We start from the raw sequence: 524 nt of genomic DNA, 5'->3' as shown, positions 1-524 counted from the left end.
CTTTCGGTTGAACAGAGCAGACTGAATGAGCTGAGCAAAAAATCGGAAGATATTCAGTCAGCACTGAAGGCGGTCGAAAGTCAGCGTGATTTTCTTATTCGTCAGCAGTCTGCTGCCCAGAATAATATGCGCCATTCATTACTGATGGTGAATGCGGAGCATAGCGAATTTAACCGGATAATGTCTGCCGGAAATCAGATCCTGACCAACCGTCTGGCTCTGGTTAACAGCCCGATGCGTATCCCGGCAGCGCCTCTCAGCGAAAAACAGCAGGATTTCATTCAGAAATCAGAGCGGGACAAAGAACTGTCCGCACTGACAGGGGAAGCCCGTGTTATCCGGCAGGCTGAGTTTGCCGCAGATGATATCGGTCTGCTGAATAAACCCGAATTTGCCGATAACCGGCAGAAATACATTGATAATCAGGTGGTAGCCTACCGGAATCAGGAAAAGCTGAGTAAGGAACTGAAAGCGGGTAAAAGCGCCCAGAGTGCTTTCAATAAAGAGCAGAAAGAAGCGGAACG

1 protein-coding gene is annotated in these 524 nt (G+C 48.9%); it reads left to right on the top strand.

Annotated elements, in window-relative coordinates; genetic code table 11:
* Positions 1 to 524, top strand: a 524-nt coding sequence (locus tag HMPREF3119_RS00405) for a phage tail tape measure protein (protein WP_305777627.1), incomplete at both ends; no start/stop codon positions are given.

Origin of the sequence: Morganella sp. HMSC11D09 (assembly GCF_001807955.1) — a bacterium.
GTDB classification, from domain to species: Bacteria; Pseudomonadota; Gammaproteobacteria; order Enterobacterales; family Enterobacteriaceae; genus Morganella; species Morganella morganii.
This window is presented reverse-complemented; position numbering and strand designations above follow the sequence as displayed.